Genomic DNA, 22,325 nt, shown 5'->3' on the forward strand with positions numbered 1-22,325 from the left:
ATGTCCCACAAAATAAATTTAGCAAAAATTCAACCCACACAAACAGTTGGCACGGACTTCCTGATTGTCTAGTAGCTGATTTTTTTAGGGTGAAGAGTAAGTCAAATTTAAAATAAAAAAACCTTAATTTTTTAATACATTGCGATCAAAAAAATCAATCAATACACTTATAAATTAATGACTGATGTTACGCATATAAAAGTAATTACGCATTTTTAAAATGCTTTTTAAGTCTATTCGACGGAGTCTTACATCTAGGGTTTAAATAAAGGGATTAGCCTTCGGCTGGAGATACTCTTACGAAACGATGTTTCTCATTCGGCAAAATGAGAAGCGAAGCTTCGCAAGAAAACCATCTTGCGGAGCAATGCTCCTCACCGCAAAACTCGTTCACTAGCGTCTACTTATTCAAAGTATCGCAAAAACATTTTTAAATAGATGTAGTCCTGTCTCAAACACTTGCGGATGACGTTGCCGCGTATCGCTTTATTTGAATCAAATGACGCTTCTGATGTTACTGCGTAACATTAGTTAATGAATTTTATTGAGCAACAATCCAATATATTCACCAAACCAAATAGCGGTTTCTAAATCACCCGCAGGTGGCGTGACTTCAACAGGCGCATTATCCGATTGTGTCATTAAACCTAAAAAGCTCGACATCCGATTTAAATCTGTTGTGCTTCGTCCAGTTGGCATCAATGGAAGACCGCTCCACAACATGCCGTGCTGCATGGCGAATAAATTGATTTGCTGCAATACTGCCAATTTATCTCCACTTAAGCCGCCACCATTGGTAAAACCAGCGGCTAACTTGCCTTGCCATGTCCGTGCTAACCAGCGTTTAGATGATTGCTCCATGAATAATTTCATTGCCGCACTCATACTGCCCATATAGGTTGGGCATCCAAAAACGATGGCATCTGCACTGTCCAATTCATCCCAATCCACATGCTCTACATTCATGAGATGGACTTTTACACCGGCTTTTTCTGCACCTTGTACAATGAAATTCGCCACTTTGGCAGTGTGCCCATAGGGACTGTGGTAAACAACAGCAAGAGATTTAGCAGTCAAAGACATAACATTTAAAAGTCGATAGATTCAGTCAAGTTTAGCATTTTCAAAGCATAAAGACGAATGTTGCCATACGTCCTGTTTTCGCTTCGCGGCGATAAGAAAAATATTCTTCAGCTTGCAAAAAGGTACATTGGTCGCCACCTGTTACGGCTTTAACCCCATGTAATGCAAGAATATAACGCGCTATCGCATAAAGATCAGCATAATATTTGCCTTCCCTTACACCAGCTTTAAATGCACTTTCAAGTTCTGGGTATTTTGAACAAAAGGCAGCTTTGACTTCTGCGCCAATTTCAAAACTCTCTTGACAAATGGCTGCCCCCAACCACGCCCATGTTGGCTGAGTATGCATAGCTGCAATGGTATTTTCCACAATACCATTAGCCAGGCCCTTCCAACCTGCATGCAGATTGGCAACTTCAGTCCCATCAGCATTACCCAAAACCACGGGTAAGCAGTCTGCGGTCATCATCATCAGGGCATGATGTTTAGACTGCGTGACCATACCATCGCCTTCGGGTGCAACAAAGTTGATCTGTTCATCAATGCGATGGCATAGCGTACTGTGCGTTTGGTTCATCCAGCTGATTTTATTCACGCCATATTTAGCAAAGTCTTTGAGCAATTGCATCCGGTGCTTTTGCACACGCGCTGCATCATCTCCCACATGCAATGCCAGATTAAATCCTGCCAGTTCAGGTTGTTCAGCGGGTTGCGTCTGATCATGATGAACTCGAGTTTGTCCCACAAAAACACCCTGTGGAAGTCCCTGAACAAATTGCATGTTGCCGTCCTTTTCTATCTATGGCGTGTAAATCAGTTTAAAACTTAATAAGCTTTGTTTTCGCTACGTAAAACTTCAACCAATTGGTTAAAGTCTTCAGGCCATGGTGCTTCAAACATCATGTCTTCACCTGTACGTGGATGAACGAGACCCAATTTAACTGCATGTAACGCTTGACGTTTAAAGCCACGTAAAGTGTCATCTAATAACATCGACGCGCCTGCAGGCATACGTACACGTGGTACATACACTTGATCGCCAACGAGACCATGACCGATATAAGTAAAATGCACACGAATTTGATGGGTACGACCCGTTTCTAGACGTGCTTGAACACGGGTAAAGTTTTGGAAACGTTCTTTCACATTATAGTGAGTTACCGCATCTTTACCGCCCGGCAAGACAGCCATTTTAATGCGATCAACAGGATGACGTTTAATTGGTTCATCCACTGTACCGCCTGCAATAATGTTGCCATATACGATCAAATCGTAAATACGGTAAACCGATTTCTTCGCCAATTGCTTACTTAAAGAAAATTGGGATTCGAGGTTTTTCGCAACAACCAACAGACCTGAGGTGTCTTTATCAATACGATGCACCAAACCTGCACGGGTCAACTCTGAAGATTTTGGGTAATGGTGCAAAATTGCATTCACTAACGTTCCGCTACTATTACCTGCACCCGGATGTACTACCATACCCACAGGTTTGTTAATCACCATAATATCGTCATCTTCATAGACAATATTTAATGGAATGTCTTCAGGTAAGCTGCGTGTCTGTGCTTCAAGCTCAACTTCGAGTGTTAAAAGCTCATTGCCTTCACATTTGTACTTTGGCTTGACAGTGTTACCATTGACCAACAAATGGCCCTCTTTGAGCCATTGTTTGAGTTTTTCACGAGAAAAATCAGTCCAAACCAGCGCAGAAACTTGGTCGATACGTTGTCCTAAATAGCTTTCATCCAATTGAAATTGCAACGATAAACGTGTTGCAGTTGAGTCTGAAGTATGGTTATCTGCATCCTCAGAATCTTCAAGTAAATTGAAATCAGTTTCAGGGAAATTAGAATTGGAAGATTGTGCTTGACTCATTTGCTCATTCAGACAAAAGTGGTTTAATAGTTCAATTGTAGCTCATTGCCCGTATTAACAGAGGAATTTTTATGTCGCTACCAAAATATAAAATGACAATGCTTGCTCTAACTATAGGCATTGCATCGGCAATGGTAGGCTGTAGCAGTAATCCAAAGAAAGAAGTGGTCGACACAGGTCCACAATCAAGCGAACAGGTTTATATCGAAAAAGCAAAAAAAGCGCTTGAACGTAACCAATATACAGATGCGGCAAAACACCTTGAAGCACTTGAAACCTATTACCCTACGGGTAACTATGCACAGCAAGCGCAACTTGAACTATTGTATGTAAAATTTCAGCAAAAAGACTATGAAGGTGCAATCGCACTTGCAGACCGTTTTATTCGTATGAATCCACAGCATCCACAAGTTGACTACGCTTACTATGTGCGTGGTGTGTCAAACATGGAGCAAAACTATAACGGTTTACTTCGCTATACGTCATTAAAACAGTCACACCGTGATGTCAGCTATTTAAAAGTGGCATACCAGAACTTTGTCGACTTTATTCGTCGTTATCCTTCAAGCGAATATGCTGTTGATGCCGCACAGCGCATGAAGTTTATTAGCCAAGAATTGGCTGAAAGCGAAATGAATGCTGCACGTTTCAACGTAAAGCGTAAAGCATGGTTAGCTGCGGTTGAGCGCTCACTTTGGGTGATTGAACACTACCCGCAAGCACCGCAAGTACCCGAAGCTTTAGCAACTGTCGCTTATGGCTATGACAAACTCGGTGATAAAACAACATCTCAACAATATATTGAAGTGCTGAAGCTCAACTACCCTAAATTGGTTAAGTCCGACGGTACCGTGAATATGCGTGCCGCACGTAGTGAAGGTAGTTTTATTAACCGTGCGACCTTAGGTATTTTTGGTAAAGAAGCCCAAACTTTAACGGAACAAAACCCGTCTGAAGTTGAGGCCGATGAAGAAAAACGTAGTTTGACTAATCGTTTAAGCTTTGGCTTACTCGATCGTCCAAAAGATGAAAAAACACAATCGACCGAAGCAGCTGAATAATATAGTCGCAACGAAGGTCGATTTTTCACAAAGGGCAAGTTAGAATACTTGCCCTTTTATCTTTTCAGGATCTACAGATTCGGTTAGATTAAAAGGTATACAATAGTTCGATGGACGATGCTGTACTGCATCTCCACCTGAACTTACAGCATTGCTGATTTCAACATATTTCACGAACTGCCCAAATTCAATAGATAGACAGATAAAACAGCATGGCCATTCCTCAACATACAATTGATCAAATTTTAGATCGCACCGATATTGTCGATGTGATTGGTCAATTTGTGAAATTGAAAAAGACTGGACGCACCTACTCAGGATGCTGCCCATTCCATCAGGAAAAATCGCCATCTTTCCATGTCTATCGTGATAAACAATATTTTCACTGCTTTGGTTGTCAGGCCAATGGTAATGCCATCCGTTTTTTAATGGATATTGGTAGCCGTAACTTCATCGAAGTAATGAAGGATTTATCTAGCCAAACGGGTATTGAACTACCGAAAGACAATAACGATTCCAATAAACTCAAATATAAACGCGAATCTAAACCCAAACCTGTACAAAAACCTCCAATCCAAGCAAAAGCTCTGCCACCCAAAACAGGCGAAACCGACACAAATCCTGCTGCAGTAAATTTCGAACACGACCCATTTGCTGAGTTTCAAAATAACGAAGATGCCTTTTATGGGAACGATCCGTTTGCTCACTTTGACCAAGTTACCAATGGATTTGAAGATGTGCCGCAAGACGGAAACTTATATGACTTGCTGGAAAATGTCGCACAGTTTTATGAGCAACAACTTCCGCTCAGTCCAATTGGGCAAGCTTATTTTAAACAACGGGGTCTCAGTGCAGACACCATCGCCTATTGGCGCTTAGGCTATGCCCCTGAAGATTGGCAACATCTGGAAAAAGCCTTTCCACAGGATATCGAAGGACTCAAACTTCTCGGTTTGATTCGAACTAGTGATAGTGGTCGTGACTTTGACCTACTGCGTGAGCGGGTGATTTTCCCGATTCGAGATGCGAAAGGTCGTGTGGTCGGTTTTGGTGGTCGTGCCCTAAATGATGAAATCAAACCGAAGTACATCAATTCCCCAGACTCTGAAGTTTTCCATAAAAACCAGTTACTTTATGGTTTATATGAAGGCCGTAAACAAAAAGCCCAAGATTGGTTAATGGTCGAAGGTTATATGGATGTGATTGCCCTACAGCAATATGGCATTCATGGCGCTGTAGCGACTTTAGGGACTGCCAGTAATACTGAACATTTAAACATTTTATTTAAGCAAAATAGCCGTATTACCATTGCATTTGATGGAGATTCCGCAGGTCAAAAAGCAGCTCGACGTACGCTCGAAATTGCCCTTCCATTACTGAATGATGGACGTGAACTTAAATTCTTTGTTTTGCCGAATGACCATGACCCAGATTCATTGATCCGTCGTGAAGGTATTGAAAATTTTCGACGGTTACTGCACACCTCACCGCTTCTTTCTGAATTTGTTTTTGCACATTTAACGCAAAATCATGATGTCAGTTCACCTGAAGGTAAAAGTCAGGTGATGGGTGAACTCAGACAGCTCACTGAACTGTTGCCGAAAGGTGGTTCATATCGTTATTTGCTACAACAATATTTCCGTGAAAAATTAGGGTTTAGCCGAAAGTGGCAGCCTCAAGTCAATAATGATGCATCATTGAGCTTTAGTACAAAAATTGATGCCGAAGAATATGTGATTGCGATTTTAATCAATCATCCTTATCTCTACATTCATTTTGAGCCTTTACGCGCCTTAGTTTCACAAGATCTCTTGCTTTATCACGTTTTAAATATTTTCAATGTGATTTTTGATGAATTGCCTGATGACCCAGAGTTATCGACCTATTATGTACTCGGTGCATGTGCAGCGCATCATCATGAATTACAACATATTTTAGAGCATGCCAATATCAGTGACTATACGTCATCACCTGAACAGGCAGATAAACTTGCAGCAGATTTATCGACAAAATTGCAATATCAATTCTTACAACTCAAGATCAAGTCGAATAAGTTTTCTAGCCTTGCTGAAATGCGTAATTTAAAACAACGTATTTATGATATTGATAAAAAAAGATCGCTCACCCTCCTTGAAGATTAAGTTTTAACTTCAAGTTCAAGCTGTGAACGACATGCTATTCAATGAATCAGCTTATTTATTTTTTTGGTTTACGGCGATTTTCAGCCACATTAACTAAATTTTGTTCTAACATTTCAAAATAAGCAGGGTCTTCCGCCATTGCTGCATTTCGCAGCACGATAGAAGTTGGATGCAGCAACTTTTGGGTTAAACGATGTGACATTTCTTGCATAATCTTCGCAGCATCTTCGCCCTTTTGTAGACGATTCAGCGCCAAAGCCAGTTCTTCTTGACGCAATGACTCACCATGTTCACGGTATGCATGAATCGTCGAGCCAGCCAAATTCACTTTTTGCTGCGTGATTAAATCTGTCGCAAGCTGATTGACCATGACTTCGGCTTCAACTGCCGCCTGACGACGCTGAGCCAAATTTTCTTCAATGACAGTTTGCAGGTCATCGACACCATATAAATAAACGCCATCTAGACTTTCAACTTTGGCTTCAATATCTCGTGGTACAGCCAAATCAACCAATAGCATTTGTTTATAACGACGTTTTTTCAGTGCTGCTTTGACATCCGCAAAATAAATCACTTGATGCAAGCTTCCGGTACAACTTGAAATTACATCTGCACGATGTAAATTGTCTGCCAAATCTGCAAAATCAATAATTTCAACTTCTACACGATGAGCAATCTCTTGCGATAAAGCTTCGGCACGGGCACGTGTACGGTTACAGATAATAATTCTGCCCACACCCATTTCGGCCAAATGCTTTGCAACCAAGCTATTCATTTCACCAGCAGCAACAATCATCACCGTCAATTTTTCAGGCTGACTAAAGACCTGTAAAGCGAGCTGAGCAACAGCATAGCCCATCGACACCGCATGACTTCCAACGGCTGTTTCAGAACGCACACGTTTTGCCGCATAAAAGGCATATTCAAAAATACGGTTTAAATTTGGGGAAACGGTTTCGGCATCTTTGGCTAAGGACAAAGCCGTTTTGACTTGACCTAAAATTTGAGGCTCACCAAGCATGAGCGAATCCAAGCCGCTAGCCACACGCATGAGGTGTGTCACCGCTTGTGCATTTTCATAACGATACACATGATTTGACAATTGCTTTACATCGATACCATTTGATTGGGCGAGCCAATTCAATACCACGTCTGCATTTTCAGACATCGCATAGACTTCGGTACGATTACATGTAGACACCACCACCATGTCATTGAGTTCAGGTGCATGGCTTTGCTGTTCAAGCAGCGCTGTTAACTTTTCAGGGTTAAATGCAATCTGTTCGCGCAGTTCTACAGAGGCGGTTTGATGGTTGACACCCAATGCAAAGAAAGACATATCAGATCATCATTTCGCTAAATTTATGCTATTGTGCATTATCGGCGTCATAAAAAGCATTACTTGGATCAAGAAAAATTGCGTCTAACAAATAGCCGACTGAACGGCCAGACAATAAAGCAGTATTCTACCACATTCTTACTTGTTGGTAGCATGGCTTCTACTGCCCCAATTCGGGCCGTGGGAGAAGTTTACCATGCAAATTCAGGATATGATGCAATTAAACAAAGTATGATTGCAGAATTTGCCTTAGCTTATAACGACATCCCAACCGCGCTTCATAATTACACCGTGCTTGCAATCAAAAGTAAATCCACCATGGTCAAACAACGTGCTTTAAACGTTGCAATTGAGCAAAATGATCTACAAGCAGCTTTAGACATTGCCACACATTGGGTCGTCCAAGAACCTGAAGATGTCCCGGCATTATTTTATTTATCACATATTGCCCTGAAAGCCCATGAATATGAGCTTGCCGCAGAAACACTTGATAAAATTTTAACCATTGACCCGAATGCAGATTTAGAACAAATTTTGGCGGGTATTTCCCCTGAGTCAGAGGAAGATCGTGCTTATCTGATCCAAGCACTGACCGCCAGCAAAGAAAAAACCAATCCCTCTATTTTGGTCTTAGTCGCAGGTTTACAAGCTCAAAATGGTGCCTTTGCTGATGCCTTAGACACAATTAATTTAGCACTAAAAAAACGCCCGAAAGTGACTGGCTATATCTTAATGAAAGCCAATTTACTTATGTCGTTAGGTGATGAAGAAGAAACCTTAAAATGGTTCGAAAAATCCAGCCGTAAACACCGCAACAATATGGAAGTTCGCTTAGCAGAAGCAAAATATTTAATTAAAATCAATCAGTCAGAATTAGGTCTAGAAAAACTCGAAGATATACTAAAGAAGTGGCCATCTGCTGAAGAACCGCTATTTATGGCAGGTCTGACCAGTATTGACTTAGAGCTTTATGAAAAAGCCGAAAAGTATTTGGTGGAGTTACGTTATTCGAGCAAATACCAAAATGAAGCGTATTACTATCTCGCAGTAAATGCTGAACGCAAACAGCATTATGAAACGGCAAAAGCCTATTATCGCCTTGTTGATGGCAGTCTTTATACAGTTTCACGGCGCAATATGATCAGCATTTTTAGCCAGCAAAATAAGCTGCATGATGCACTGCGCTTTTTAACCCAAGAGCGGGTTAATTATCCTCAACATGCCAGTTTCTTATATCTTGCTCAGGCAGATATTTTAAAACGCATGAACAATAAAAAAGCAGCAGTTCGTTTACTTGATGAAGCGGTAAAAAACTTACCTGAAGATCCAGAGCTCATTTATGCCGAAGTTCTACTGCTCGACGCCCATCAAGATAAAGATAGACTCGACCAATTACTAAAACAATTACTTGAAATTGAACCCAATAGCCCGACCTATTTAAATGCATATGCCTATACTTTGGCGGTACAAAATAGACGCTTAGATGAAGCCCGAAAATATGTCGAACATGCCTTGGAATATGCTCCTGAGCAAGCCTCAATTTTAGATACATTCGGTTATATTTGTTATTTGCAAAATGATTTTAGTACATCTGCATCTGTTTTGGCCAAAGCGTATGAACTGAGTAATAGTTTAAAAATTGGCATTCGCTACGCACGATCAGTCTTCATGCAAGGTGATATGAATAAATTTGACGCGTTGTTACAACAACTCCAACAAAAACATCCGAATGATCCGCAATTAGAGCAACTACATTCGTTATTGTTACCCCAACCCATGAAAAAGAGTTAGAAAGAGTTTATGCAAGTATCTTCAAAATTTGGGGTATCTGCCCTGACCTGCTGCGCTTTATTTTTTACCGGTTGTCAGCAATATGTTAAAACACCCGCTCAACCTAGCCCTGAAGAAGTCGCTGCAAATCAATTCAACTTACAAGGTAAGATTGGTGTGCGCACGCCACAACAGTCAGGAAGTGCTTTTTTTACTTGGGTTCAAGACCGCAATGAATATGATATCGAACTGAGTGGCATATTAGGTGTTGGAAAAACTCAAATCAGCGGTAAACCCGGTCAAGTTCAGTTAAACAGTGCAAAAACCGGTTTAATTGAAGCAGAAACACCTGAAGAATTACTGGAACGTGCTACTGGTTGGCAAGCTCCCATTACCCACCTCGTCGACTGGGTACAGGCGCGCCCTGCAACCACACAAGCAAAAATTCAACGCGATACTGCACAGCGCCCACAACAGATTATTGAAGATGGTTGGACGGTTGACCTAAGCTATAACGAGACTGCGACGGTACCGAACAAGTTAATTTTAAAACAAGCACTTGAATCCGGTCAGGAAAACCGTATTACAATGGTGATTCAAAATCGTTAATTTGCCTAAAAGCTGAGCTATGACTTCCATGATTCGTGTACCTTCTCCTGCAAAACTCAATTTGTTTTTGCACATTACTGGCCGACGTCCTAATGGATATCACGAATTGCAGACGATTTTTCAGCTCATCGATTTATCTGATTGGATGGAATTTCACCCACTTGCAAATTCTGCTGATGAAAATTTTATTCAAATTGAGGGCTTAAACAGCGTCAATCTAGAGCAAAATTTAATTTATCGTGCTGCTCAAATACTCAAACCGTTTGCTAAAGCACTGACTGCACAAAAAATCCACATCGAAAAAAATATTCCGATGGGTGCAGGGCTCGGTGGTGGTTCATCCAATGCAGCAACAACCCTTATTGTGCTCAATCAACTGTGGAAATGTGGTCTAAATACCGAACAACTTGCAGAACTCGGCTTACAACTTGGGGCAGATGTTCCCGTGTTTGTACATGGTCTAAATGCATGGGCAGAAGGTATCGGTGAACACTTAACATTCATAGATTTAGCTCAAAAACAGTACATTGTATTAAAACCTGACTGTTTTATCAGCACTCAACTGCTTTTTTCACAAAAAACGTTGACAAGAGACTCAAAGCCCACTAAATTTTGCGGCTATCAGGAAACGCCATCTGATTTTGGAAATAACTTTGAGCCTGTGGCACGAAGCTTATATCCCGAAGTCGATGAAGCAATGCGGTACTTAGATCAGTTCGGTACAGCAAAGCTTACAGGTACAGGTGCTTGTGTATTTACTGAAGTGACTGAAAATATGAATATTGATGACATATTGAAAAATGCACCATGTAAATCTTACTTGGTTCGCAGTTTGCAAGAATCACCATTACGTCATTTTGAAGTTTGATATAGGGGCGTCGCCAAGTGGTAAGGCACCGGGTTTTGATCTCGGCATCCGTTGGTTCGAATCCAGCCGCCCCTGCCATCATTTTTCACCTGTAGATGTAATTGCTGTAAAGTATTAGGGGCGTCGCCAAGTGGTAAGGCACCGGGTTTTGATCTCGGCATCCGTTGGTTCGAATCCAGCCGCCCCTGCCATTTACTTTATTCGCTATTTCATCAATTTAGGGGCGTCGCCAAGTGGTAAGGCACCGGGTTTTGATCTCGGCATCCGTTGGTTCGAATCCAGCCGCCCCTGCCATTTACTTCAAAAAAGACAGAGCATAATTTGCAGTATCTTTGTTGTTTCAACTTGACAAAATACCGTAAAAATATTAAAGTTCTGCCGCATTAGGGGCGTCGCCAAGTGGTAAGGCACCGGGTTTTGATCTCGGCATCCGTTGGTTCGAATCCAGCCGCCCCTGCCATCTAATTCTCCAATTTGCCAACCGCCAAGGGTGCTTCATGCCCAATCTTGTCGTTTTTAGTGGATCTGCACATCCACAATTCGCCCAAAAAGTCGTTAGCCACCTTCACATCCCTCTAGGTGCTGCATCTGTAGGTCAATTTTCTGACGGTGAAATCGCTGTCGAAATTACTGAAAATGTTCGTGGTAAAGACGTATTCATCGTACAACCAACTTGTGCTCCAACTAACGATAACCTTATGGAAATCTTAGTTATGGCTGATGCTTTGCGTCGAGCAAGTGCTGGTCGTATCACTGCTGTCATTCCTTATTTTGGTTATGCTCGTCAAGACCGTCGTCCACGTTCAAGCCGCGTGCCAATTACAGCAAAAGTTGTTGCAGATATGCTCACAACTGTTGGTATTGACCGCGTTGTCATGATCGACCTTCATGCTGACCAAATCCAAGGTTTCTTCGATATTCCTGTAGACAACATCTACGGTACTCCTGCACTTTTAGCAGATCTTCGTCAACAGTCACACGACAACTTAATGGTTGTTTCTCCTGACGTTGGTGGTGTAGTACGTGCGCGTGCTGTAGCTAAGCAAATGGGTGATATCGATCTTGCGATCATCGACAAACGCCGTCAAAAAGCGAATGAATCTCAAGTAATGCACTTGATCGGTGACGTTAAAGGCCGTGACTGTGTCATCGTTGATGATATGGTGGATACAGCAGGTACATTGTGTAAAGCTGCTGACGCACTAAAAACTTTTGGTGCTCGCAAAGTTGTTGCTTACGCAACTCACCCTGTACTTTCTGGTAAAGCTTTAGAAAACTTGAAAAACTCTGTGATTGACGAATTGGTTGTAACAGACACCATTCCGCTTTCAGAAGAAGCTCAAGCTCTTGGTAAGATTCGCCAAGTTTCAGTTGCAAGTATGGTTGCTGAAACAATTCGTCGTATTAACAACGAAGAATCTATTAGCGCAATGTTCGATTCTTATCTATAATATAGCGCTAAATTTAAAAGCCCTGCCTTTTGGTGGGGCTTTCTATCACTAGACTGGTCGAAGGTCTAGTCAATTAAACTTAAATAGGAATGTCTATCATGGCAAACTTCGTATTAAATGCAGTAGCACGTGAAGAAGCAGTACAAGGGAAAGGTTCGAGCCGCCGCCTTCGTCTTCAAAATAAAGTACCAGCAATCATCTACGGTGGTGCAGCTGAACCTGTAGCAGTTACTTTGGAACTTCGCGAACTTGTTAAAGCTTTAGAAAACAACGCATTCTTTGAAGAAGTTGTTGAAATCAACATTGACGGTAAAACTGAAAGCGTTAAAATCCAAGCTTTACAACGTCACCCAGCTAAAAACACTCCTATGCACGCTGACTTCAAACGCGCATAAGTGTTAAATGGTGTAAATGAGTGAGTAAACTTTCACTGATTGTTGGTTTGGGTAACCCAGGTTCTGAGTATGCCCAAACCCGCCATAATGCAGGCTTCTGGTTTGTAGAACGCCTTGCAGAACAATATGGCATCCAACTCAAAGCTGATCCTAAATATAAAGGCATCAGTGGTCGTGGTAATATCGAAGGTCAAGACGTTCGTCTGCTGTTACCTACAACCTTTATGAATCTCTCTGGTCAAAGTGTTGTTCCCTTCGCTAAATTCTATCAAATTGCTCCTGAAGCAATGCTTATCGCACACGATGAACTCGATATGAACCCGGGTGTCATTCGCCTGAAAACGGGCGGTGGTCATGGTGGTCATAATGGTTTACGCGATATCGTCCCGCATATTGGTCCAAATTTCCATCGTTTACGTATTGGTATTGGTCATCCTGGTTCTAAAGAACGTGTCTCAGGCCATGTCTTAGGTAAAGCACCAAGTAGTGAACAAGGCTTAATGGATGATGCTATTGCACATGCCTTATCACGTACTAAATTGTTGGTAAGTGGTGAGATTCAGCAAGCCATGAACCAGATCAACGCTTACAAATAGAACTGACAATTCCACAAATTGTTGAACAATACTTATTGCCATCTGAATGATTTCAGAGCAAAATGCGCTTGCATTTGACTGCTCACCCAGCATTCAAGAGATTGTTCCACCATAAGATACGATCTTAGGTCTACCAAGGAGACGCTAGCCATGCTATCTCGTTTATTAAAAGCTAAAATCCACCGTTGCGTCGTTACACAAGCAGAATTACATTATGAAGGTTCTTGTGCAATTGACGGTATTCTTCTAGATTTAGCCGGTATCCGTGAATATGAAGAAATTCATATGTGGAACGTGACTAATGGTAAGCGTTTTACCACTTATGCCATTCGTGGTGAAGAAGGTTCTGGCATTATCTCTGTAAATGGCGGTGCTGCTCACCAAGCAGATATTGGCGACTTGTTGATTATCGCAACTTTTGGTGATTTCACAGAAGCTGAAGCAAATGCACATAAGCCACGCTTAGTCTATGCGAACCCAAACAACACGGTGAACCACACAGCGAACTGTATTCCGGTTCAAGTCGCTTAATTCAAGCATTTAAAGATTCTAAAAAGCCCGCAAAATTTGCGGGCTTTTTTATGGCTGAACTATGCATTATTGACTGCAAAAATTCAGTATTAGACGCATATCACTACATACAACTCAACAGCTCAACTTATCTCCCCTGCTCTCGGGCCCTTCCACCATGCTTGGTTTTGTTTACAATCAAAGGGCTGTAAATGCTCTCCGACCAAACCCACCAACAAAGGCTGACCATTTTCTTGTACCTTTAGCTCTGCATATTGCGCATCGCGATAGCACGACTCCAAGCCTTCAGCAAATAAAAAGCTGCTCGCAGCGGGATATAAACCCTCAAATCTATTGTCAGGATTTTTGAGCACCAGTTTTGTGGATGAGCTTGGATACTGCGCTAACAACTCTGGGTTGAAACTGGTTCGAATCACCCTACGCTGTGCATCAAGCTGCACATAACTCACAATACTTTTTTGATCTACAAAATAGTCACGGTGTACATTTTCTTCTTTGTTCGCTTTGGCAGCCTGCCCATTAGCAGATTGCTCTTCAGAAGGCTGACCACCAAAATAGAGCTGATAATTCAAGGCCATATAATCTCCTTGAATCAAAGAGCGAGGATCGACCGGTTGCAGCTTTACATAAATACTCTGACTGTTTGCCAGATGCCATTCATGCCGTGCAATCATCAGTACAAATAAAAGAATACTGAGTACAGCCAAACCAATAGGAAGCATTTTTTTATTGAGTATGTTCATCATGCTCCTTCCCCTTGTTTATGCTGTATCGCAGTTAACATTTTGGTGATGCCAAGCAGCAAAAGACCAGAGATCAAAATCGTTAAACTTTTCAGTAAAAAGCTCAACCCTAAATTGTAATACAGCATCCATAAGCTAAAAATGATCAACACGATGCAAAGGGCTTTAACCAAAGATTGCTGATAGACCTGCGCCCATGCCAATAAAACCAATAACAAGAAAATTTCAAAATAGCCCATCGCAATCAGCACAAGACCCAATAGCAGTAACAGCCATTTTTCGCGCCCCGTCTGTTTTTGCTGATTTGCGATGTAAAGGCCAAGCCAAACCACAGGCAGTAGATAAACGATAAACAGGTCAAGAACACCATGTTGGGTCTGTTCAAAATGTAGAACGTTATTTGACAAGGTCTGCAACACCACACCCGCCAATACGATGCATAACATCCACAACACAACACTTTTTCGATACATCGAGTGCAACCAAGCTGTTGCACTCCCGAGCAAGAAAATCAGTAGAATATAATTCAATCCAATCACAGCTAAGATGACATGTTCATCGCTCATAAAAAGATCGGCATCAAATAGTGTGGCCACTACAAGGCCATATCCTGCAATGAGTTGAATAAAAACAATAAACCAATGCATTCGACTAAACAAACAGAGCAAGATAACGCCAATTTGTAATACTAAAATAAACCCAATGCTATCGGTCAAGCTCTCTGTATGTATGAAGACCGCAGATTGGCCACATACCCATAAGCAGTAAGCAAATTGGCGACTAAAGATACTTTTAGCTCGTCGAATCAACCACCAAGCCACAGCCACAAAAACTAAGCCCATGACGATTGAAAACGCCTTCCAATAGGTCAGCAATAAGCTCGATAAAATAATGCCTGCGAACCATGCCCCAATCGCTAAAGGAATAACCGCAAATTTAGTCTGTGGCAGAAATTTCATCAGTGCCCAACTGATCACCGCAAACCAAGCAAATATCAGCAAGGCAAAAACCAACAATCCTGCACTCGAGTCAGATAAAATATGTTCTGCCCATTGGAAAATCAAAATACTGAAACTCGCGGCGAGACCTGCAGCTTGTAAACTGGTTTCTAATGCACGATGTTGTCGATAAAAATAGATAATCAGATAAATTGGAAGCAACAAGGCAAAAATTAAATATTGCCATTGATACTGCTCTGCCCCATTTCCGCAGTATAAAAACATGCAATACATCGACATTAGTGTAATAAATGCAACAAATACAAAGCGCAGTGCAGCATAATATTTCAAACACAAGGTCACACAAATTGCCGTCAATACATTCATGCAGAGTAAATACCACCATGAATGATCAACGATTAAATAGCTTTGTTTAAAATATAAAAATAATGCCAATTGACTGATCAAACACAGTAACGCAAAGACTCCAATATTCGGTCGAGATAACCAAGGTAAAAGCAGCAAAGCCCAGACCAAAAATAACAGATAACTGTCTGCACCTGTTTGATAGACCTGCCCAATCACAGCCAAACTCAATCCAAGCAACAAAGCACTTAAAGTATCTAAACTTTGCTGAATCCAAACACGACTTGCAACATATACACTCGTCACAGCACTCAGTAGCAACAGCAACATTGGAATTGCCAATTGAATGAATTTTGGCAACATCAACCAGTTTGCCGCGATCAAATACACGAAACTGGCAGCTATCAGTGCAACACCGATTACTTGCAGATACCGAATAACCTGTACAGCTTGGAACAAATCTGTTGAAAACTCTTGATCTAACTGTGAACGATGCAGCTTTATATTCTGCTGCTGAGAATGCTGAGGAAGCGTCATTTTTTATCATTATGCAATCATGGTTGATTTATCGGCACGATAGCATGCTTTGGCACACTTTATAAAAATGCTTACAAATCCAATCTTATAACATTACTTATCTAAAATTTTGCAAAGGATTCTAAGCAATAATCCCCCATCAGCACTCAAACAGGTCTATACTCAAGACACATCGCTTCAGGGCGGGGTGAAATTCCCCACCGGTGGTAAATTTGCTGGGTTGAAAGCCCTGCAAAAAGCCCACGAGCCAATCGTTTAAACGCGATTCGCAGATCAGGTGCAATACCTGAGCCGACGGTATAGTCCGGATGAAAGAAGACGACGTCACATCTCTATATCATTGATCATTTTCAATATATATCGTAACGCCACTATTTCACATGTCCTGAAATGTTCAACCGTATCTAAAATTTACGCGAGCGTTTCAATGTCTAGTTTAATTCAACCCGAAATTTTCTTTTCTGCCCTTCCACCTGCAGAACAGCGCATGCTGCAAGCCTTAGAAGACATTCGTCAAGGCAAGCCTGTTTTAGTCATGGACGATTTTGACCGTGAAAATGAATCCGACCTGATTGTTGCAGCAGAAACACTGACTGTAGAAACCATGGCACGTATGATTCGTGACGGTTCAGGGATTGTCTGCCTGTGTTTAACCGATGCTCAGGCTAATCATTTAGAACTTCCACCCATGGTGTCTGATAACTCTAGCCATTTTAAAACTGCCTTTACCGTCACCATTGAAGCTGCGGAAGGTGTTACTACTGGAGTTTCAGCAAAAGACCGAACAACTACAGTCAAAGCCGCAATTAAAGATGGTGCTGTTGCTAGTGACTTAAACCGTCCGGGTCATGTTTTTCCTTTACGTGCGCGTGAAGGCGGCGTATTGACCCGTCGTGGACATACTGAAGGGACTATTGATTTGGCACGTCTGGCCGGTTTAAAACCTGCAGGTGTTTTGTGTGAATTAACCAACCCAGACGGCACAATGGCCAATGGCGTACAAGTTTTAGCGTATGCACAAACCCATCATTTGACTGTACTCACCATTGAAGAAATTGTGCAATATCGTTTACAGCACAATCTCTAGTGCGAATTAATTAAAGCTCTACACATTCATAAAAAGGCTGATTGAATCAGCCTTTTTTATTTTTTACTGCACATTTCAAGTTAAGAATTAAACCGTGAATATGCTATAGATCCCGTAGATGGCAACTACCACTAAAATCAGCCCACACAGTGCCAACAATTTTTTATACCAGCGTGATTTCGACAATCGATGAAAAGACAAATACACCAAAGACAAGGTCGCAAAATCTAAAACGATCCAACTGAGGGTCAACACAATTAAACTCAGATTAAGATGAGGAGTAATTCCTACAAACTGCGGAAAAAATGAAGCAAAGAAAATAATATCCTTAGGATTTGAAATCCCCACGATCAGTCCTTGCTTAAAGCCCCCTTGAGCTGCTTTTAACTGCAGAGATTGCTCAGTGGGCTGTGTCATCACTTCTTTTAAAATATCAAACCCAATATAAGCAATATATATACAACCCAGTATTTTAATGCCATCGAGCCAGTGCGCATTCACATTTAAAATGCCTTTTAAAATACACACCGACAGTACGATCAAAATCAGTGAAGCAAAATTCGTCCCGACAATGGTTTGAAATGCCTTTTTATAGCCACCTTGTAAGCCTGCACTTGCGACCAACAGCATGACAGGTCCAGGCGTTGCAATCATTACGATGACTGCCACACAATATAAAAAGTACTCCGAATAATTCACGCTGAGATTCCTTCACTTATTATTTAGATCACGATAAATTTCATACATAAAAAAAGAGGACTTAGTCCTCTTCATCCATGTTTTGCAATAAATGCAAGCGAATGGCATCTGCTCTTAAGAATGCCAAATCATAGCTGGCTGTGGCGAGTGCCAAAACGCGACGCTCAAATTCATCCCACAACGGTCGTACCTGTTTGTAATGTATCCCGAGTCCACTGTCATCTGTGAAATGACGGTTTTTTTCGCAGAGCTTGAGTGCGTGATACAGTTTGCGGCCTTTGCTTGCATCTGGACGTAAGCGAACTCGCTTAGACAAAACAAAGCCTTCGACATGGACGATATCTGCTTGCGGCAACATCGGTATTAAAATTTGATCTAACTGTGCATCTAAACGACACCAAATGGCCGTGTGTTGCTCTGCCGTATAAGTATTCCATTTTATGACTTCATGATTAAAGCGGCGGCAACCACGACAGACTGAATCACCAAATACCGTAGAACAACGCCCTGCACATGGGGTTAACGAGGCAATTCGACGATCAGTACTCAAAACCGGCTCCATTCAATCAATATTTATGGGATAAAAACAACTCGGCATGACTATACACGCTAAAACTACTGAAATGAAGCTATGATCAAATGTGTGGTTAAAAGCCACCACATTACTCGCTTATTCATCCAAATCACGGTAGAATGTGCGCCTTAATTTTTATCCTGTTTATTCACTTGGAGTACTCCATGAACGCTACTGTAGAACAGCTTGCACCTGTAGAACAGCAAGCGACCTCTGGTTGGGTTGTTGCCGCACTTTATCAATTCAAAGAAGTTCAAGATCCTGCCGATCTTCAACAACGTCTTTTAGACTTGGTAAAAACCATCAACCTTTGCGGTACTCTAATTGTGGCAGGTGAAGGTATTAACGGTACGGTTGCCGGTGACCGTAAATCTGTAGATATCATCCATCAATTCCTTCTCAATGAAGGCTTCAATGCGATGGAATACAAAGAATCGCATAGCGCGGATAAACCATTCCGTAAAATGAAGATCAAACTGAAAAAAGAAATCGTGACTTTAGGTGTGGAAGTGAAACCACGTGATTTAGTCGGTCACTATCTTGATCCTAAAGAATGGAATGAACTAATTGCACGTGATGACGTAATCCTAATTGATACACGTAACGACTATGAATACAAAGCAGGTACATTTAAGGGTGCGATTGACCCGAAAACTGAGACTTTCCGTGAATTCCCTGAATACGTGAAAAAAGAGCTTGAGCAGCATAAAGATAAGAAAATTGCCATGTTCTGTACAGGCGGTATTCGCTGTGAAAAATCAACCTCACTTTTACTTCAAGAAGGCTTTAATGAGGTTTATCACCTTAAAGGCGGTATTTTAAAATATTTAGAAGAAACCCCTGTTGAAGAAAGCATGTGGGAAGGTGAATGTTTCGTATTTGACGGTCGTACTGCTGTCACTCACGGTATGGAAGAAGGCGAAAATATCAAATGTCACGCATGCGGTTGGCCACTGGCTCCTGCTGAAGTTGAACTTCCGAGCTACGAACACGGCGTATCATGCAAATACTGTATCGACAAAACCACTGAACAGCAAAAAGCAGGCTTCCGTATGCGTCAATCACAAATTGTGGCAGCAAAACGTAAGCGTCTCTAAGCAAAATTTGTTGTAACGATATATAAATAAAAGCCCTATTTTTAGGGCTTTTTTTACGCATTCTCAACAGTGACTTAATTTTTTTGACAAAATAACTATATCTGGTTATTTACGAGAATCAGTTCGCGCATTTATGCTTATTCTGATCAATTGATCCGAGAAAATCCTTATAGATAATTGAAAAGGAAAGCATTATGCCAAAATTAATCAACTCTCCTATTGCAACCTCAAGGCGCCTTGCTTTACCCGCTCCACGTGTAAAAGAAAGTGTTGCAGAATTAAAACACCTCCTTAACCAACAGTCGCATATTTTGATAGTCAGTATTGCCACATGCATTGGTGCAATTTTTGCCTTATTTATTGCTTATACTTTGCACTTACAACCCACTCTGCTCAACATTCTTGGACTTTGTGCGATTCCATTTGCTTTATCTCTGAGCTTACGCCAAGTCTATATTCACACCCTGTTAAATATGGAACATGATGATTAATTTGCGCACCTTGCAAAGCTACTTATTGCAACTTTGTCCTACGCTGTTCAGTATATAAAACGATTTTTAAGGCTGCTAAAGCGCCAAAATCAAAAATAAAATCCAAACTGAACAGCGTACACTCAATACTATAAAAACTATGATCCAAGCCTTTCAATTATTCAACCTTATATCATTCAGCATTGCTTAATGCCATCACGTATTCATACTTTTCCTTCTAATTCAGCCTACGTGCTACTTAAAGACAAGATGAACTCAATATTTGTTGTTTTACTTAGGTGGTTTCAGGAATATTTAAAACGGAACTTTACCCACTGCACTTTTCAACATAGGATAAATACACCTTTTCTCTGCCTTAGCTACCATGACTTTAACTGAATGGATCATTTCAATCATGGAACAATTGGGTTATCTCGGTATTGCCCTACTCATGTTCCTTGACAATGTCTTCCCCCCAATCCCCTCAGAAATCATCATGCCCTCGGCTGGCTATTCTGCCTCCCAAGGTCAACTACTGCTCATTGGTGTCATTATTTCAGGTTGTGTCGGCTCTTTACTGGCGGCTGCATTGCTATATTGGATTGGTTATAAATTTAAGCATGAATCCATCTTTCACTTCGTCGATCGCTATGGAAAGTATTTATTTATCAAATCGGCAGATGTAAAAAAATCTCTAGCATGGTTTGAGCAATACGGTCACCGCATTGTATTTTTCGGACGAATGATTCCAGCTGTGCGTTCTCTCATTAGTATTCCTGCTGGAATGAGCCGCATGCCATTTTGGAAGTTCATGTTTTATAGTGGTTTAGGCACGATTATTTGGACCACTTTTTTAGCTTGTATGGGTTTTTATTTAGGTGAAAATCAGCAGTTAATGCAGCAAATATTTAGTAAAGTTGGCCATGTGATTATTCTGATCACAGTCATCATTATTAGTTGGATTTTGTACCGTCGACATAAACGTCGACCTCGTTAATTTTTTGTTTTGGGGCTTAAATGAAACACTATCTCCTACACTTTGCTGCTGTTTATAGCATCGCCTTGGTGCTTTTGATTACCGTATTAATTTTTGGATTAAATCTTGGTGGTATTACATTAATTCCTACATTGGTGGCATGTGCATTAATCAGCGTTGGGCATTTTGTAAAGAAAGAACAACGTGTGCCTAGCAACCATGAAAAGATCCAACTGGTTTGGGGCTCCAGTGCCGTTGCAATCATCATTGGTAGCTTTTTTGTGCTGTTCTTGGTGCTGATGAATCCCAATGCCGAAAGCATTATGAAGTCTGTGGATAATGCAGGCATTGGGCTAACTGCTGTAGTTATGCTCTGCATGGTCGCCATTCATGGCACGATATTTCATATTGCCTACGGTTGGTATGCAGACTACTGCGCTAAAAAATTATAAATTTTTTCAATGTATTGCGTTAAAATTTAAATCATCACCACTTCAATGAAAGTTAAAATTCAGTGAAGAAACTTCGGGCAAGCTATACTCGCTCTTTATAAAACGAAAACATGAACATTAAATAATGAAAAAATACATCATCACATTTAGCATTGCTTATGCCCTCGCCATGGTTGCTGTCGCAGCCATCGAATCTTTCTTTGATTTACCCGGTGGTTCATCTATTACCTGTCTCATCGTGGGCGGTTTTGCTGCGGCATCCAGCTTTGTTAAAGACCATCAGCGAGTGCCAGATAAGTTAGAAAAGCGAACTTTGATTTGGAGCTGTATTTTAGCGTCGGTTCTCATCAGTGTCGTTGCTACAGTCATTTGTCTCTTGATCTTCCCAGAAACCCAAGCCTTTATTCAAATGGTGCTAACGCAATTACCCGCTTGGGTCTGGCTGCTTGCTATCAGCTTTACGCTACTTATCCATTATCTCGTGTTGGCTTTATCTTTTGGATGGATGGCGAAAAGCTTTTTAAAAGCCAAACGTAGTTAACCCGAATCGCGGATAAGAAATTGACTTGAAAAATATGAGGACTAGAGCCATCAGTTGAGTTACCACACAAAACTCACAACTCTATCCTCATGTTTAATAGTACCGAATTATTTTGCGTAATTG

The 22,325-nt window shown here is 41.2% G+C and carries 23 protein-coding genes, 4 tRNA genes and 1 riboswitch; of the genes, 19 read left to right on the plus strand and 8 right to left on the minus strand.

The genetic code is table 11. The features are described 5' to 3' along the window. Positions 1–531: 531 nt before the first annotated feature. From FTV11_RS06295 to rluD, 3 genes are read right to left on the minus strand one after another with little or no spacing between them, the layout of a single operon-like run. Complete coding sequence (locus tag FTV11_RS06295; RefSeq protein ID WP_180007595.1) at positions 532–1,083, minus strand: flavodoxin family protein; 552 nt, start codon at positions 1,081–1,083, stop codon at positions 532–534. Positions 1,084–1,123: 40 nt separating this feature from the next. Continuing rightward, entirely contained in the window at positions 1,124–1,864 is a 741-nt protein-coding gene (pgeF, locus tag FTV11_RS06300) for a peptidoglycan editing factor PgeF (protein ID WP_180007594.1), read from the minus strand. 44 nt (positions 1,865–1,908) lie between these two features. After that, a complete protein-coding gene (rluD, locus tag FTV11_RS06305; protein ID WP_180073598.1) occupies positions 1,909–2,961 on the minus strand; it encodes a 23S rRNA pseudouridine(1911/1915/1917) synthase RluD in 1,053 nt (350 codons plus the stop codon). Between the two features lie 71 nt (positions 2,962–3,032). Here rluD and FTV11_RS06310 point away from each other — a divergent pair, with 71 nt between their 5' ends. Together FTV11_RS06310 and FTV11_RS06315 are read left to right on the plus strand one after the other, a co-directional pair. After that, positions 3,033–4,022 carry an outer membrane protein assembly factor BamD gene (locus FTV11_RS06310; RefSeq protein ID WP_067764275.1) on the plus strand — a complete coding sequence of 330 codons (990 nt, stop codon included), beginning with the start codon at positions 3,033–3,035 and terminating at the stop codon, positions 4,020–4,022. 212 nt (positions 4,023–4,234) lie between these two features. Further along, the gene (locus FTV11_RS06315; RefSeq protein WP_180007593.1) at positions 4,235–6,163 is read left to right on the plus strand and encodes a DNA primase; all 1,929 of its coding nucleotides are present in this window, start codon (positions 4,235–4,237) and stop codon (positions 6,161–6,163) included. Between the two features lie 55 nt (positions 6,164–6,218). Here FTV11_RS06315 and hemA read toward each other — a convergent pair whose 3' ends face one another. Continuing rightward, positions 6,219–7,502: a glutamyl-tRNA reductase gene (gene hemA, locus FTV11_RS06320; protein WP_180073599.1), complete on the minus strand. Its 1,284-nt coding sequence runs from the start codon at positions 7,500–7,502 to the stop codon at positions 6,219–6,221. Positions 7,503–7,580: 78 nt separating this feature from the next. Between hemA and FTV11_RS06325 the strand changes: the two genes are divergently transcribed. The 11 genes from FTV11_RS06325 (at position 7,581) to panD (ending at position 13,722) form a co-directional block, all read left to right on the plus strand. Beyond that, positions 7,581–9,293 (plus strand): hypothetical protein, encoded by a 1,713-nt coding sequence (locus tag FTV11_RS06325; RefSeq protein WP_180005451.1) that lies wholly within the window; start codon positions 7,581–7,583, stop codon positions 9,291–9,293. A gap of 9 nt (positions 9,294–9,302) precedes the next feature. Next, positions 9,303–9,881, plus strand: a complete 579-nt coding sequence (gene lolB / locus FTV11_RS06330) for a lipoprotein insertase outer membrane protein LolB (RefSeq protein WP_078191359.1) — start codon at positions 9,303–9,305, stop codon at positions 9,879–9,881. A 28-nt stretch (positions 9,882–9,909) separates the two neighbouring features. Then, the gene (ispE, locus tag FTV11_RS06335) at positions 9,910–10,749 is read left to right on the plus strand and encodes a 4-(cytidine 5'-diphospho)-2-C-methyl-D-erythritol kinase (protein WP_180007606.1); all 840 of its coding nucleotides are present in this window, start codon (positions 9,910–9,912) and stop codon (positions 10,747–10,749) included. Between the two features lie 3 nt (positions 10,750–10,752). Further along, positions 10,753–10,827: transfer RNA gene (locus FTV11_RS06340), tRNA-Gln, on the plus strand. Positions 10,828–10,865: 38 nt separating this feature from the next. Continuing rightward, positions 10,866–10,940 (plus strand) — tRNA-Gln (locus tag FTV11_RS06345). Between the two features lie 28 nt (positions 10,941–10,968). After that, a tRNA-Gln gene (locus tag FTV11_RS06350) sits at positions 10,969–11,043 on the plus strand. A 91-nt stretch (positions 11,044–11,134) separates the two neighbouring features. Further along, positions 11,135–11,209: transfer RNA gene (locus FTV11_RS06355), tRNA-Gln, on the plus strand. Positions 11,210–11,246: 37 nt separating this feature from the next. Then, a complete protein-coding gene (locus tag FTV11_RS06360) occupies positions 11,247–12,200 on the plus strand; it encodes a ribose-phosphate pyrophosphokinase (protein WP_078191360.1) in 954 nt (317 codons plus the stop codon). A 98-nt stretch (positions 12,201–12,298) separates the two neighbouring features. Further along, positions 12,299–12,595, plus strand: coding sequence for a 50S ribosomal protein L25 (rplY, locus tag FTV11_RS06365; protein WP_180007589.1), 297 nt, complete (start codon positions 12,299–12,301; stop codon positions 12,593–12,595). A 20-nt stretch (positions 12,596–12,615) separates the two neighbouring features. Next, entirely contained in the window at positions 12,616–13,191 is a 576-nt protein-coding gene (pth, locus tag FTV11_RS06370; RefSeq protein WP_168378106.1) for an aminoacyl-tRNA hydrolase, read from the plus strand. A gap of 150 nt (positions 13,192–13,341) precedes the next feature. Then, on the plus strand, positions 13,342–13,722 hold the full coding sequence (panD, locus tag FTV11_RS06375) for an aspartate 1-decarboxylase (protein ID WP_078191363.1): 381 nt from the start codon (positions 13,342–13,344) through the stop codon (positions 13,720–13,722). 122 nt (positions 13,723–13,844) lie between these two features. Here the strand turns inward: panD and FTV11_RS06380 are convergent, their stop codons facing one another. Together FTV11_RS06380 and FTV11_RS06385 are read right to left on the minus strand one after the other, a co-directional pair. After that, positions 13,845–14,468 carry a GDYXXLXY domain-containing protein gene (locus FTV11_RS06380; protein ID WP_257223195.1) on the minus strand — a complete coding sequence of 208 codons (624 nt, stop codon included), beginning with the start codon at positions 14,466–14,468 and terminating at the stop codon, positions 13,845–13,847. Beyond that, positions 14,465–16,306: a DUF2157 domain-containing protein gene (locus FTV11_RS06385; protein ID WP_180073600.1), complete on the minus strand. Its 1,842-nt coding sequence runs from the start codon at positions 16,304–16,306 to the stop codon at positions 14,465–14,467. Before FTV11_RS06385 ends, FTV11_RS06380 begins: the two co-directional genes overlap by 4 nt. Positions 16,307–16,476: 170 nt before the next feature. After that, a riboswitch (FMN riboswitch) is annotated at positions 16,477–16,630 on the plus strand. A 103-nt stretch (positions 16,631–16,733) separates the two neighbouring features. Here FTV11_RS06385 and ribB point away from each other — a divergent pair. Next, on the plus strand, positions 16,734–17,393 hold the full coding sequence (ribB, locus tag FTV11_RS06390) for a 3,4-dihydroxy-2-butanone-4-phosphate synthase (protein WP_180073601.1): 660 nt from the start codon (positions 16,734–16,736) through the stop codon (positions 17,391–17,393). Between the two features lie 87 nt (positions 17,394–17,480). Here the strand turns inward: ribB and FTV11_RS06395 are convergent, their stop codons facing one another. After that, positions 17,481–18,092 (minus strand): LysE family translocator, encoded by a 612-nt coding sequence (locus FTV11_RS06395; protein WP_180025800.1) that lies wholly within the window; start codon positions 18,090–18,092, stop codon positions 17,481–17,483. Positions 18,093–18,153: 61 nt separating this feature from the next. Continuing rightward, positions 18,154–18,642, minus strand: a complete 489-nt coding sequence (locus FTV11_RS06400; RefSeq protein WP_078191447.1) for a DUF1289 domain-containing protein — start codon at positions 18,640–18,642, stop codon at positions 18,154–18,156. A gap of 188 nt (positions 18,643–18,830) precedes the next feature. Here FTV11_RS06400 and FTV11_RS06405 point away from each other — a divergent pair, with 188 nt between their 5' ends. The 5 genes from FTV11_RS06405 (at position 18,831) to FTV11_RS06425 (ending at position 22,202) form a co-directional block, all read left to right on the plus strand. After that, complete coding sequence (locus FTV11_RS06405; protein WP_180011542.1) at positions 18,831–19,763, plus strand: rhodanese-related sulfurtransferase; 933 nt, start codon at positions 18,831–18,833, stop codon at positions 19,761–19,763. A gap of 194 nt (positions 19,764–19,957) precedes the next feature. Then, a complete protein-coding gene (locus FTV11_RS06410) occupies positions 19,958–20,254 on the plus strand; it encodes a hypothetical protein (RefSeq protein WP_180011540.1) in 297 nt (98 codons plus the stop codon). Positions 20,255–20,618: 364 nt separating this feature from the next. Further along, positions 20,619–21,230 carry a DedA family protein gene (locus FTV11_RS06415; protein ID WP_168378111.1) on the plus strand — a complete coding sequence of 204 codons (612 nt, stop codon included), beginning with the start codon at positions 20,619–20,621 and terminating at the stop codon, positions 21,228–21,230. Between the two features lie 20 nt (positions 21,231–21,250). After that, positions 21,251–21,661, plus strand: a complete 411-nt coding sequence (locus FTV11_RS06420; protein ID WP_078192189.1) for an ABZJ_00895 family protein — start codon at positions 21,251–21,253, stop codon at positions 21,659–21,661. 124 nt (positions 21,662–21,785) lie between these two features. Further along, complete coding sequence (locus FTV11_RS06425; RefSeq protein ID WP_180007584.1) at positions 21,786–22,202, plus strand: ABZJ_00895 family protein; 417 nt, start codon at positions 21,786–21,788, stop codon at positions 22,200–22,202. The last annotated feature ends 123 nt before the right edge of the window (positions 22,203–22,325 follow it).

The organism is Acinetobacter sp. YH12231 (assembly GCF_013417755.1).
Lineage (GTDB): Bacteria > Pseudomonadota > Gammaproteobacteria > Pseudomonadales > Moraxellaceae > Acinetobacter > Acinetobacter amyesii.